The sequence below is a fragment of the Pseudomonas sp. NFX98 genome (assembly GCF_047784845.1).
Lineage (GTDB): Bacteria > Pseudomonadota > Gammaproteobacteria > Pseudomonadales > Pseudomonadaceae > Aquipseudomonas.
The window spans coordinates 91,738-105,078 of record NZ_JBLNNF010000008.1 but is presented as its reverse complement, the minus strand read 5'-3'; the positions used below and the strand labels follow the sequence as shown (position 1 = coordinate 105,078).

At 59.4% G+C, this 13,341-nt stretch carries 9 protein-coding genes; 5 read left to right on the top strand and 4 right to left on the bottom strand.

Annotation, left to right across the window (positions count from 1 at the left end; all coding sequences use genetic code 11):
- Window positions 1-200: 200 nt before the first annotated feature.
- Window positions 201-2,396, bottom strand: a complete 2,196-nt coding sequence (locus ACM110_RS12540; protein WP_416128013.1) for a hypothetical protein — start codon at window positions 2,394-2,396, stop codon at window positions 201-203.
- 199 nt (window positions 2,397-2,595) lie between these two features.
- On the opposite strand from ACM110_RS12540, the gene ACM110_RS12535 reads away from it, so the two are divergent.
- On the top strand, window positions 2,596-3,492 hold the full coding sequence (locus ACM110_RS12535; RefSeq protein WP_416128012.1) for an NAD(P)-dependent oxidoreductase: 897 nt from the start codon (window positions 2,596-2,598) through the stop codon (window positions 3,490-3,492).
- Here ACM110_RS12535 and ACM110_RS12530 read toward each other — a convergent pair.
- Complete coding sequence (locus tag ACM110_RS12530; protein ID WP_416128136.1) at window positions 3,449-5,665, bottom strand: putative bifunctional diguanylate cyclase/phosphodiesterase; 2,217 nt, start codon at window positions 5,663-5,665, stop codon at window positions 3,449-3,451. The two genes, ACM110_RS12535 and ACM110_RS12530, sit on opposite strands and share 44 nt — an antisense overlap.
- Window positions 5,666-5,947: 282 nt before the next feature.
- Between ACM110_RS12530 and ACM110_RS12525 the strand changes: the two genes are divergently transcribed.
- Window positions 5,948-7,297, top strand: coding sequence for a spinster family MFS transporter (locus tag ACM110_RS12525; RefSeq protein ID WP_416128011.1), 1,350 nt, complete (start codon window positions 5,948-5,950; stop codon window positions 7,295-7,297).
- A gap of 149 nt (window positions 7,298-7,446) precedes the next feature.
- On the opposite strand, the gene rapA is transcribed toward ACM110_RS12525, so the two are convergent.
- The gene (gene rapA / locus ACM110_RS12520; protein WP_416128010.1) at window positions 7,447-10,293 is read right to left on the bottom strand and encodes an RNA polymerase-associated protein RapA; all 2,847 of its coding nucleotides are present in this window, start codon (window positions 10,291-10,293) and stop codon (window positions 7,447-7,449) included.
- 231 nt (window positions 10,294-10,524) lie between these two features.
- On the opposite strand from rapA, the gene ACM110_RS12515 reads away from it, so the two are divergent.
- The 3 genes from ACM110_RS12515 (at window position 10,525) to ccoM (ending at window position 11,385) form a co-directional block, all read left to right on the top strand.
- On the top strand, window positions 10,525-10,866 hold the full coding sequence (locus ACM110_RS12515) for an aspartate-semialdehyde dehydrogenase (RefSeq protein ID WP_338585133.1): 342 nt from the start codon (window positions 10,525-10,527) through the stop codon (window positions 10,864-10,866).
- A 97-nt stretch (window positions 10,867-10,963) separates the two neighbouring features.
- Complete coding sequence (locus ACM110_RS12510) at window positions 10,964-11,125, top strand: hypothetical protein (RefSeq protein WP_008016476.1); 162 nt, start codon at window positions 10,964-10,966, stop codon at window positions 11,123-11,125.
- A gap of 143 nt (window positions 11,126-11,268) precedes the next feature.
- Window positions 11,269-11,385: a cytochrome c oxidase subunit CcoM gene (ccoM, locus tag ACM110_RS12505; RefSeq protein WP_056856105.1), complete on the top strand. Its 117-nt coding sequence runs from the start codon at window positions 11,269-11,271 to the stop codon at window positions 11,383-11,385.
- Between the two features lie 248 nt (window positions 11,386-11,633).
- Here ccoM and ACM110_RS12500 read toward each other — a convergent pair whose 3' ends face one another.
- Window positions 11,634-13,109, bottom strand: coding sequence for an inorganic phosphate transporter (locus ACM110_RS12500; RefSeq protein WP_416128009.1), 1,476 nt, complete (start codon window positions 13,107-13,109; stop codon window positions 11,634-11,636).
- Window positions 13,110-13,341: the final 232 nt, after the last annotated feature.

Here is a 13,341-nt window from a genome sequence, read left to right as displayed (position 1 = left end):
GTAACGGGAACAGTTGAGCGAGCAGACAGAGGGCTGGTTAATTGTTTCTGGATGTAGAAATGTGGTGCATTGGAGGCCGCCATCGCGAGCAAGCTCGGCTCCTACAGGGACGATGTCGATCACAAATGTTGTGAACACCGTCGAACACTGTAGGAGCCGAGCTTGCTCGCGATTGGCCGTTACGCGGTCTTAAGCCGACCTTAGAACGTCTTGCCCGTATGGTTATTCAGCGAAATAACCTTGGTCTTGCCAATGCGATGACGGTAGATCTCGCGCAGGTACTTGATCGCTTTCTTCACGCAATCGCGCGACAGGCGGATGTCGTTGATCGAGACGAATTTGTCCTTGTCGTTGATCAGTTCGCGGTACTTCTTCTCGTACATCGGTTTGATCGCGTACCAGTTGGTGTCGAGGATCTTCGCCGGGTTCTCGAACTCATTGAGCAGGTCGTCGATCAGGTCTTCGTCAAAGTGTTCATTGATGATGAAGTCCAGGATCGAGTTGTCCAGTGTCTCGTCGAAGCGGTACGGGTTTTTCGCGAAGCAGCGCTTGATGAACGCCACGATCAGCGTCAGGAAGTCGTCCGACAGGCACGGGCTCTTGGCGATCAGGGTGGTCAGCGACAGGTTGGCCGAGGCGCCGATCACCAGCGCGTAACGCTTGAGCGTGGTGTTGGGGAACAGGCTGTTGAGATGAGTCTTGAGCCGGTTCAGGTCCATGTAGGACAGCTTGTAGTCCTTCGGCAAGGAAACGATCGACACCACCGACGAGCAGTTCTTGAAGAAGTGCAGGTCGTGCAGGGCAGCGGCGTCGTAACCCGAATTCTTGTACTGCTCCAGCGACGCGCGGTAGCGCTTGGACTCGATCGGCAGCAGGCTGATGCCTTCGATGGCCTGGGTGACTTTGTTGAAGTGCGGCAGGTCGATCGAGCGGAAGAACAGGTCGTCGATGTTCAGGCGCTGTGGCTCTTTCTCGAACACCTTGAATTTGTCGCTGCTTGGCGGCGGTGTTTCCGGCACCACGGATTCGGCGTAGGCAATCGCCACCGGGCCGGCCAGGCTCATGAACAGGTCGTTGGCGTCCAGGCGAATGGTTTCGCCGATGTCGATGCCGGCGCGACGGAAATAGTTCTGGTCGTAGTCAGTCGTGACCGCTTGCGCCGTCAGAATGTTGAAGATCTGCTGCGAGATGTACTGGTTGGCGTGCTTTTCCATCGCATTGACATCAATGTTCTGGATGTTGCCGTCATCGTTCTCTTCGGCATAACGCATGATGTCGTTGGAGATCAGCATCATGGCGTTCCATGGGCGGATACGGCCCATGACGCTGGCTTCGCTGCTGTCTTCGTTGGCGAAGTTGTAGGAGAAGTCCCATTCCTCCGACAGGTATTTGCACAACAGGCGGCCGGCGTTGATGTGCAGCGCCTCGGACATTTCGCTGCGGTGATCGGAAATGTTCGGCAGTACGCAGATACCGCTGGTGAAGATCGGCTCGAAGACGAACGAATGACCGCTCTTGCCGTCGTGCTCGTCCATCGGCTTGGTGTCGAAGGTCTTGTTCATGTACGAGTGCTGCTGGGCCAGGCCGAACTCCGAAGCCATGCCCGAACCCGTACCGCCACCGGCACTGAAGATCGAGAAGTACAGGCGCGACTGGTTGGCCTTGATGCCGCAGCTGTCGATCAGGTACGAGTGAATCATCTTCCAGTCAGGGCTGGAAAAACGCTGGGTGTCCTTGTTCAGGATGATCTTGGCCAGGTATTGGCCGAGGATCGGCGCGTTACCGGCGCCACCGGCGTGGACTTCCGACAAGTCCATGATTTTCATTTTGCTGTAGTCGCGCAGGAAGCCGCTTTTTTCGCCCTTGCGCGAGAAACGGATACGCCCGGCGATGTCTTTGTCCAGGTCGCCGAGCATGACCAGCGGCTCCACCAGGAACACCGGCTTGGTCGCCTTGTTCGGAATCAGGCGCAGGCTGTTGCGAATCCACTTTGCCGGGCTGTAGCCCTTTTCTGCGTAGCGTTTGTCTGGCGACAGGCGGTCTTCGTTGTTGAATTCGTTGAGGTAGAACTTGCGGGCGTTGTACACCAGCTCCGCGACATCCAGCGCAATGTTCGAACCGCAGCGGCCCAGGCCGATCAGGCACACAGACGGGAATTCCTGATCGCTGTGCTGTTCGCTGTCGCCTTCCAGGTGGGGGGCACGCGGGAACACCATGTCGCGCAGGCCGTCGAGGTTATCGAGGATGCGGTCGGTGTTGGTTTCGGTGAAGTACAGGTATTGCTGGGTCGCCAGCGGGCGCGACGGCGTCAATGGCTTCGACGGTGCGGGGCTGTTCGCCGCTGGGCTCAGCGTCAGATCGGAAATCGCGGTGGCCGGGGTATTTTTAGAAGTCATTGTTCGCCATGTACCTGGGCTGGTTGGTCGGGCGACACGCTGTCGTCGAACCGTCACGGAATGAGAACTCGCGTCTTTTATCAGCGCGTATTTGGCCCAAGCGTCAGAGCCATGGCCTGAGCGTCGCTCGGGGGAATCCTTTCCTAAGTCATGATAAATCGGCCAAGATTCGCCGATCTTTAATCAAAAAGAAGGCCAAATGATGTCAACGCTACCTTCGTTGGGGTTTGCCGGGATCGGATTGATGGGGTTGCCAATGTGCCGGCGTTTGCTGGCCGCGGGTTACCCGCTGACGGTATGGAACCGCAATCCCGCCAAATGTGCGCCGCTGGTCGAGGCCGGTGCGCGTCAGGTCGCCACTGCGGCCGAGTTGTGCCGGCACGCCGACGTGGTGATGTTGTGCCTGGCCGACACTTCGGTGGTGCACGACGTGGTGTTTGGCGCGAACGGCGTTGCAGAGGGAGCGAAAAGCGGCCAGGTGCTGGTGGATTTTTCCAGCCTGGAATCCACCGCGACCCGGGAAATGGCGGCAACGCTTGTGGGCAAAACCGGCATGAGCTGGCTGGATGCGCCGGTGTCTGGCGGCGTGGTCGGCGCCGAGGCCGGCAGCCTGGCGATCATGGTCGGTGGCGAAGCGTCTGATCTTGAACGCATCAAACCGGTACTGCTGAGTCTGGGTCAGCGCGTGACACACATGGGGGCGGTCGGAGCCGGGCAGGTGACCAAGGCCTGCAATCAGATGATCGTGGCCTGCAACGCATTGGTAATTGCCGAAGTAGTGGCGCTGGCAGAGCGCTCCGGGGTCGACGCGAGCCTGATCGCCGAGGCGCTGGCCGGAGGTTTTGCCGATTCAAAACCCTTGCAGATCCTCGCGCCGCAAATGGCCGAAAGCCGTTTTGAACCGGTGAAATGGCACGTGCGCACCTTGCTCAAGGATCTGGACACAGCAGTGAAGTTTTCCCGCGAGCAAGGCTCGGCAACACCGATCAGTGGCCTGGCGGCACAGCTGATGCGGTTGCATGGTGGGCAGGGAAATCTGGAAAAAGACCCGTCTACATTAGTGCAGATGTATCGTGAACCAGACTCAACGTCGTGACGGTGTAAGAGCGCTGGCGCTGGTTGATTTCGTTCAGTACCGGATGCAGTTCGGTTAGCGGCACCGGGCGACTGAGCAGGTAGCCCTGGACGAAGTCACAGCCGTGGCTTTCGAGAAACTGGTATTGCTCGAAGGTTTCAACGCCCTCGGTGACCACATCCAGGTGCAGGGTGTGGGCCATGGCGATAATGGCCTGGACGATTTCCATGTCCTGGGTCGACTTGGGGATGTCCTGAATGAACGAACGGTCGATTTTCAATGTGTTGAGCGGTAAGCGCTTGAGGTAGGCCAAGGACGAGTAACCGGTGCCGAAATCATCGATCGACAGCGACACGCCCAAGGCGCGAATCTGTCGCAGCAGCTCCAGCGTGTCGGCGATGTTGCCCATCAACGCATTTTCGGTGACCTCCAGTTCCAATCGCTGCGGTGCTACCCCGGCGCTACGCAACGCCTGCTCGATTTGCCCCGCCAGTTCTTGGCGGGCCAGGCTCAGCGGCGAGCAGTTCACGGCGATCTTCAACTCTTCACAACCCTGACGCGATAACTCGCCCAGATCCTCACAAGCCTTGCGCAATACCCAGTTGTCCAGCTCGATGATCAGGCCGTTGGCCTCGGCGATGGAGATGAAACGGTCCGGGGCGAGGAAGCCGTGGACCGGGTGTTGCCAGCGAATCAACGCCTCGAGTTTGCTGACCTGGCCGGTTTTCAGGTCGTAGATCGGTTGGTAATAGAGCATCAGGCCGGCGTCTTCGCGCAGGGCGTGGCGCAGTTCTTCTTCCAGTTGCAGTTCCAGCGTGGCACGGGCCTTGAGGTTGGCGCTGAAGAAATTCAGGCCGTTGCGACCGCTGCCCTTGGACTGATACAGCGCCAGGTCGGCATTTTTCAGCAGCTCATCACAGGTCTTGCCGTCTTCGGGAAACAGACTGATACCGATGCTGGTGGTCATGACCATGCGCCGCCCGGCCAACTCGATCGGTTCTTTCATTTTTTGCATGATGCGCTGGGCCATGTGTCGCGCTTCTTCGCGATCATGCAGGTCGATGAGCATGCAGAACTCGTCGCCGCCGAAGCGCGCCACCACATCATCGTGGCTGCGCACCGAGCCTTTGATATGGCTGGCGAGCACCTTGAGCAATTCGTCGCCGGCGTCGTGACCGAGGCTGTCGTTGATGCGCTTGAAATGGTCGATGTCGAGGAACAGCACCGCGAGCATGCCGCCATCGTGGGTTTTTTCGCTGAGCTTCTCGGCGAAGAGCTGGTTGAAGCCGCGGCGGTTGATCAGATTGGTTAGGGGGTCGTAATGCGCCACCTGCTGCAGGGACATACGCGCCTGATCCAGTTGGCTGAGCAGTGAATTGACCCGCTGCAGGTCATGTTCCTTGTGTTGCAGTTTCTTGTCCGCCAGCGCCGCGCTGATGCTGCTGCCGATGATCAGCAGCGTCATGACCGCCACCGTCAGCCCCAGTTGCAGGTGATTGTTTTCCCCGGGCTGGGTCAGGAGGCTGCCGGTGGGCAGCACCAGATTGAAGGCGGCCATGCCGGTGAAATGCATGCTGATGATGCCGGCCCCGAGCACCAGGCTGGCGCTGTACTTGAGCAACTGATGGAACATGCCGGTGCCGTTGCGCAGGTAGGTCGCCAGCAGCAATGCTGCCAGGCTGGCGCCGATCGCAATCACGATAGACAGGGCGAACAAGGTCGGTTGGTAGTAGACCGTCGCCTGCGAACGCAAGGCGGACATGCCGACGTAATGCATGGTGGCAATGCCCAGGCCGATCAAGACCGAAGCCTTGAGGCATTGCCAGAAACTCAGGACAGGGCGGCTGAGCGTATGCATCGCCAGCCACGATGCGAGCAGGGCGATCAACAGGGAAATCAGCGTGATCGGCAGTTGGTAGTGCACGTTGATGGGGGCCTGGAACGCCAGCATGCCGATGAAGTGCATGGCCCAGATTCCGCCGGCCAGACACCCGGCACCGACCCAGCGCCAAAGCCTGCGGGAGGCGGGTTTTTCCGCATGCGCGACGCGCTCGGCCATGTCCAGTGTGGCGAAGCTGCCAGCACAGGCGACCAGAAAAGCCAGTAGCACCAGAAAAGGGTCATGTATGCAGTTGAGCACGACCTGCCCACTCTCTGGCAGCTCGGTAAAAAAATGCAGACCAAGCCACTCCATAGCACGCCCCATCGTTGTTTCCCTGACCGGCGCAAAGGAGCGCCAGCGAACGTCTTGAAGTATAGAGGCCACGGGGGGAACGCAAGCGGTAGTGGCAAAATGGGCTCTACCATTTTGGAATGGGGATTAGAACGTTTGGAATTAAAATGTTGCATGGGCCGCTCCGGGCTCCATGAGCCGGTATCAGCTTTACGAATAATTACAGACAGCGTTCACAGGCCTGACTAGATTGCAGATTCCGGGAGCAGCGAAGCCCCCTCATAACAATAAAGAGACGGACCCATGCAGAACTCGACCCAAGCGGCGAATGCCTGGCGCATTCTGTTCCTGCTGTTCCTGGCCAACCTGTTCAACTTTTTCGACCGCACCATCCCGGCCATCATCATCGAACCGATCCGCATGGAATGGCACCTCAGCGATTTTCAGCTGGGCATCATCGGCACTGCATTCACCATCGTCTACGCGATTGCCGGCCTGCCCCTGGGGCGAATGGCCGACACTGGCTCGCGCGCCAAATTGATGGGCTGGGGCCTGGCGGCCTGGAGCGGGCTGACGGCGGTGAACGGCATGGTCGGCAGCTTCTGGAGCTTCCTGATCGTGCGCATGGGCATCGGCATCGGCGAGGCCAGTTATGCACCGGCCGCCAACTCGCTGATCGGCGACCTGTTCCCGGCCCATCGCCGGGCGCGGGCCATGGGCATTTTCATGCTCGGGCTGCCGCTGGGGTTGTTGCTGGCCTTCTTCACCATCGGTGCGATGGTCAAGGCGTTCGATAGCTGGCGCGCGCCGTTCTTCATTGCCGCGGTGCCGGGGCTGATCCTCGCGGTCTTCATGTTTTTCATCAAGGAACCGAAACGCGGTGCCGCTGAAAGCGTGCAGGTGTCGCAGGAGAAGGTCGATCGGCCTATTCGCCGCGTCCTGGCAGTGCCGACCTTCTTGTGGCTGGTGATGGCCGGGTTGTGCTTCAACTTCGCTACCTATGCCTGCAACTCGTTCCTGGTGCCGATGCTGCAACGTTATTTCCTGATGCCGTTGCAGGAAGCGGCGGTGGCGACCGGGGTTATCGTCGGCGTGACCGGGTTGGTCGGCCTGACTTTGGGTGGCTGGATCGCGGACAAGATCCATCAGCGAGTCGCCAATGGCCGCCTGCTGTTTGCGGCGTTCAGCCTGATCATCTCCACCGTGTGCACGGCGTGGGCGCTGCACTCCGGTCGCATCGAGATCGGCGTGTTTGTCGCGGTGTTCAGCCTGGGCTGGTTGTTTGCCTACAACTTCTATACCTGCGTGTACACGGCGATTCAGGACGTGGTCGAGCCGCGCCTGCGGGCTACGGCTATGGCGTTGTTCTTTGCCGGTCTGTATCTGTTGGGCGGTGGGCTGGGGCCGGTGGTCGTCGGCGCGTTGTCCGACCATTTCGCCCACACGGCGATGCTCGCGGCGGGTGCCGAACAGATGACCGAAGCGTTCAAGGCGGTCGGCCTGCATGATGCGATGTACCTGATCCCGGTGGCGCTGCTTTTCACCATGGTGTTTCTGGTGCTGGCTTCGCGGTGTTTCGTGCGCGATGCCCAGCGGATGAAGGATGGGTTGGTTGGCGTGGTTGAGCCGGAAGTTGCAGCGGCGACTGCTTAAGATAAAAAGATCGCAGCCTTCGGCAGCTCCTACATGTGTCGTGTACCCCTGTAGGAGCTGCCGAAGGCTGCGATCTCTTGATTCTGATTAAAAAAAGAAGGCCCGCATCGCTGCGGGCCTTCTTTATTTAGCAGGGTAGAGCAGGGGACTTAACCCGCCACCAATACCCGAATCGCTTCCAGTCGCAACGCCGCCTTGTCGAGCATGGCCAGGCCTTGCTCGCGTTGTTTGCGCAGGGCAACCAGTTCGCTGTCGCGTACGGTCGGGTTGACCGCTTGCAACGCGGTCAGGCGCGCCAGTTCTTCATCGGTGTCGGCGGCCAGACGACGTTGCGCCTCAGCCACACGTTCGGCGTGACGCGGGTAGATCTTGTCTTCGCCGGCGTTGATCCGTGGCGTCAGTTGATCGCGCTGGGCCTGGATGAACTTGTTGGCGCTGGCGCGCGGCACGCTTTCCAGTTGATCGTTCAGGGTCTCGAACGACACCCGGGACGACAGATCGTTGCCGTTGGCATCAAGCAGGCAGCGCAGGGCGGCCGGCGGCAGGTAACGGCCCAGTTGCAGCGAGCGCGGGGCAACCACTTCGCTGACGTAGAGCAGTTCCAGCAACACGGTGCCGGGTTTCAGCGCCTTGTTCTTGATCAGCGCCACGGCGGTGTTGCCCATGGAACCGGACAGCACCAGGTCCATGCCGCCTTGCACCATCGGGTGTTCCCAGGTGATGAACTGCATGTCTTCGCGAGACAGCGCCTGGTTACGGTCGTAAGTGATGGTCACGCCTTCGTCGTCGCCCAGCGGGAAGCTGGCGTCGAGCATTTTTTCGCTCGGCTTGAGGATCAGGGCGTTTTCCGAATGGTCTTCGCTGTCGATGCCAAAGGCGTCGAACAGGGTTTCCATGTAGATCGGCAGGGCGAACTGGTCGTCCTGCTCAAGGATGTCTTCAACCAGCGCATCGCCTTCGCCAGCGCCGCCGGAGTTGAGTTCCAGCAGACGGTCGCGACCGGTATGCAGCTCGGCTTCCAGACGTTCACGCTCGGTACGGGCTTCGTCGATCAGCGCTTGCCATTCACCGTCGTCGGCTTCTTCCAGCAGCGGCAGCAGGCGCGGGCCGAACTGGTGCTGCAAGGCGTTGCCGGTCGGGCAGGTGTTGAGGAATGCGTTCAGCGCTTCGTGGTACCACTGGAACAGGCGCTCTTGTGGACTGGTTTCCAGGTACGGCACGTGCAGTTCGATGATGTGCTTCTGGCCGATCCGGTCCAGACGACCGATACGTTGTTCCAGCAGGTCCGGGTGGGACGGCAGGTCGAACAGCACCAGATGATGGGAGAACTGGAAGTTGCGGCCTTCACTGCCGATTTCCGAGCAGATCAGCACCTGCGCGCCAAACTCTTCGTCGGCGAAGTAAGCAGCGGCGCGATCACGTTCGAGGATGTTCATGCCCTCGTGGAACACCGTGGCCGGAATACCGGAACGCACGCGCAGGGCGTCTTCCAGGTCCATGGCGGTTTCGGCGTGAGCACAGATCACCAACACTTTGGTGCGCTTGAGCATTTTCAGCTGATCGATCAGCCACTCGACGCGCGGGTCGAATTTCCACCAGCGTTCTTCTTCGCTGGCGTCCGGCTGGGCCTGGAAGCTGACTTCCGGGTACAGCTCGGCGTGATCGCCCAGCGGCAGTTCGAGGTATTCGTCCGGGCATGGCAGCGGATACGGATGCAGTTTGCGCTCCGGAAAACCTTGCACCGCAGCGCGGGTGTTACGGAACAGGACGCGGCCGGTGCCGTGACGGTCGAGCAGTTCGCGCACGAGGCGGGCGCTGGCTTCGATATCGCCGTCGTTGACCGCGGTCAGCAGGGCTTCGCCTTCGTTGCCGAGGAAACCGTGGATGGTCTTGTGTGCTGCTGGCGACAGGCGCCCCTTCTCCAGCAACTCCTGAACGGCTTCGGCCACCGGGCGATAGTTCTCGCTCTCGGCGCGGAAAGCGGCCAGGTCATGGAAACGATTCGGATCGAGCAGGCGCAGACGCGCGAAGTGGCTGTCCTGGCCGAGTTGTTCCGGGGTCGCGGTCAGCAGCAGCACGCCGGGAATGGTTTCGGCGAGTTGCTCGACCAGCGTGTACTCAGGGCTGGCCTGCTCTTCGTGCCACACCAGGTGGTGCGCTTCGTCGACCACCAGCAAATCCCAGCCGGCTGCGAACAGCGCGTCCTGGGCCTTCTCGTCGTCCACCAGCCATTCCAGGGCCACCAGCGCAAGCTGAGTGTCTTCGAACGGGTTGGAGGCATCGCTTTCGATGAAGCGTTCTTCGTCGAACAGCGCGACTTGCAGGTTGAAACGGCGGCGCATCTCCACCAGCCACTGGTGCTGAAGGTTTTCCGGCACCAGGATCAGCACGCGATTGGCGCGGCCCGAGAGCAGTTGACGGTGAATGATCAGACCGGCTTCGATGGTTTTACCCAGGCCCACTTCGTCCGCCAGCAAAACCCGCGGCGCGATACGGTCGGCGACTTCACGGGCGATGTGCAATTGGTGCGCGATCGGTTGCGCACGCACGCCGCCCAGGCCCCACAGCGCGGACTGCAATTGGCGGCTGGTGTGTTCCAGGGTGTGGTAACGCAGGGAAAACCAGGCCAGCGGGTCGATCTGGCCGGCGAACAGACGGTCGCTGGCCAGTCGGAACTGGATGAAGTTCGACAGTTGGGTTTCCGGCAGTGTGACCACTTCGTTCTGCGCGTTCAGGCCGTGGTAAACCAGCAGACCGTCCATGTCATCGACTTCGCGAACGGTCAGTTTCCAGCCTTCGAAGTGAGTGATGGAGTCGCCCGGCGAAAACCGCACGCGAGTGAGGGGCGCATTCCGTAGCGCGTACTGGCGGGTGTCGCCAGTGGCCGGATAGAGCACGGTCAACAAGCGGCCGTCCTGTGCCAGAACGGTGCCCAAACCCAGCTCGGCTTCGCTGTCACTGATCCAGCGTTGCCCCGGTTGATACTGCTGCGCCATGCTGCCTGACTCCCACCTTGAAAAAGCGGGCTATCTTAACGGAATCAGCTCTTCAGACCAAAGGAATACCTGTGCAGGCGCTGCCTTTGGCTGTGATCCTTTGATCTTCAGGACCTGAACAAATCCTAGACTGCGACCGTAACTACAGTGCCAATTGGGTCACAGTTTGCGACCGATGGCTCAAGTCGCTATCCCCGCAGCCGACATCCTGCTGACAGGAGACTAAAAAATATGCTGCCACCGATGCTTCCCTTGAGTGCCGTGCCGATCACTTCCCAGCACGACCCGGTCCGCCCGCGCCCGGACATCGCGCCCGTTGTACCGGTGCAGGAAAGCTCCACCGACAGCACCATCGACCTGCAAAAACGCGATCCTGAAGAAACCGCCCTGCTGCTGCGCGAAGAGCAGCGCCGCAAGCAAGAACAGCAAAGGCGTCGCCGCGAAGCTGACGAAGACCCGGAGGCGCACCTGGCCATTCCCGGTGACGAGCTCAATGCCGACAACACGGTGCCGGTGGCGCCGCTGATGGACGATCAGCCCCGTCAGGGCTTGTGGGTCGATATCGAGATTTGAGCTCGCGGCTGGTCAGCGCCGTCGCCAGACCGCATTATTGGGGCAATCCTGCCGAATGCTGCGGCAGCTGAATTTCATTCCATGCGATGCACAGAACATGAGCCAAGACGACAAACTGATCGACCTCAACGCCGAACGCGCCAAGCGTGTCCATGACCTCAACGACAAGCGACTCAATGAAGTTCGCCAGGCGTTCGAGCAGGCCATGCCGCTGGGCAAGGCGAAAAAAAAGCCAAAGAACAAACCGAAAAAACGTTGAATCCCCCTGCATCGATTGATGCAGGTCAGTTATTCCCCTCCTTTGAGCCCGGTCTCGGGCGACATTGATCCCGGTCAATATTTTCTCCTGCCCGTTTGGGTAACTTAGCCCTATCGCAACAGGGCAACAGCAGGAGACGCGTCATGTTTTTCGACAACGTGGTGATCGCCGGAGTGCTGACCGTCAGCCTCATGTTCGTTTTTTTTGCAGGATTCGGATTTTTTATCTGGAAGGATTCGCACAAGCGGAAAAAACCGTAGTTCTTTCTGGATGCAATGAGCACGCAAGGCATTTTGGGCAACTTCGGTTGCCTTTTTTTTTGCCTGAAGATTTATACGCGTAAACCTGTAGGAGCTGCCGCAGGCTGCGATCTTTTGATCTTGCCTTTTAAAAGATCAAAAGATCGCAGCCTGCGGCAGCTCCTACAGTGATCTGTTGCGTCGCGAAGATTCGGTAATAAAAAAGGCGCGGTCCTTGCGGAGCGCGCCTTTTTTCGTTCAGCGGCTTATCAGCTTCCGAGTGCCTTCGAAGCCAGCCAGAACAACCCGGCCGACAGGCCCACGGTTGCCGGCAGGGTCAGCACCCAAGCCAGCAGGATGGTCTTGACCGTACCGCCTTGCAGGCCGCTTTTGTTGGCGACCATGGTGCCGGCCACGCCCGAGGACAGGACGTGGGTGGTCGACACCGGCAGGCTGAAGATGTTGGCCATGCCAATCAGGCTGGCGGTGGTGATCTGCGCCGACATGCCCTGGGAATAGGTCATGCCTTGCTTGCCGATCTTCTCGCCGATGGTCAGTACCACGCGTTTCCAGCCAACCATGGTGCCCAGGCCCAGGGCCAGTGCGACCGCCAGAATCACCCAGAACGGCGCATATTCGGTGGTGGTGGTCAGGTCTTTGCGCAGTTTGTCCAGGTCAGCCTTTTCACGCGGGGCCAGACCTGGAAGCTTGCTGACCTTCTTCGCCGTGTCATCGAGGCAGAGCAGGTAGCGACGCACTTCGATGCGGCTTTCGGACGGCAGCGAATGGTAGTCGGCTACTCCCTTGAGAGTGCCCAGCAGTGCGGTGATGGTCGGTTCGGTCTGTTGCGGGTTGCAACGGAATTTCTCCGGCAGGTCTCCTTCCACGCTCTTGCCCAAGGCCAGGAACTCGCCCAGGGTTTCGGAATTGCGCTGGTAGAACTGGCTCAGGTGCAGGGTGGCGTCGCGGGTACGCTCGATCTGGTACGTGGTGCTGTTCAGGTCGAGAACGAACTGCGCCGGCACGATACCGATCAGTACCAGCATGATCAGGCCGATACCTTTCTGACCATCGTTGGAACCGTGCACGAAGCTCACGGCCATGGCCGAGATCACCAATACCAGACGGTTCCAGAACGGCGGGTGTTTCTTGTCGTCGATCTTGCGGCGTTGTTCCGGCGTCTTGTGCATCTTCGACAGCGGACGCCACCATTTCAAACCGATCAGGATCAGCGCAGCGATCAGGAAACCTGCCATTGGCGAGAACACCAGCGACATGCCGATATCGATCGCTTTCTGCCAGTTCACGCCGTCGGCCAACGGAATTTCGTTGATCAGGGCATTCGCCAGGCCCACGCCGAGGATCGAACCGATCAGCGTATGAGAGCTGGAAGCGGGGATACCGAAGTACCAGGTGCCCAGGTTCCAGGTGATCGCTGCGGCGAGCAACGAGAACACCATCGCCAGTCCGTGACCGGTGTTCACATTGATCAGCAGTTCCACCGGCAGCAAGTGGACAATGGCATACGCCACGCCAACGCCGCCCAGCAATACGCCGAGGAAATTGAACACACCGGAAAAGAACACTGCCAGATGAGGCGGCATCGCTTTGGTGTAGATAACAGTGGCTACCGCGTTAGCGGTGTCATGAAATCCGTTGATGAACTCGAAGGCGAGGACAAAAGTCAGGGCGAGCAGGAGGCTCACAAGCACCCAAGCATCCAGTCCGCTGAATAAATCGATCATGAAGGTTTTCTGACCCGGTCATAAGGGGGGCGGGATTATGCCAGAAAAGCGTGCCAATCAATGCACTAGCTGCTCGTCGGTAACATTCTTCAACGAATTTTTTCGCAGCCGCAGCTTCGGTCACGGCAATTTTTCAGGGATTGCAAGTCATTGAATTTCTTTAAAAACCCTTTAATCACAAGGGTTTCGCAAGCCTGAAACAGGGGCTTGTCCACTTGTATGAAATTTCTGA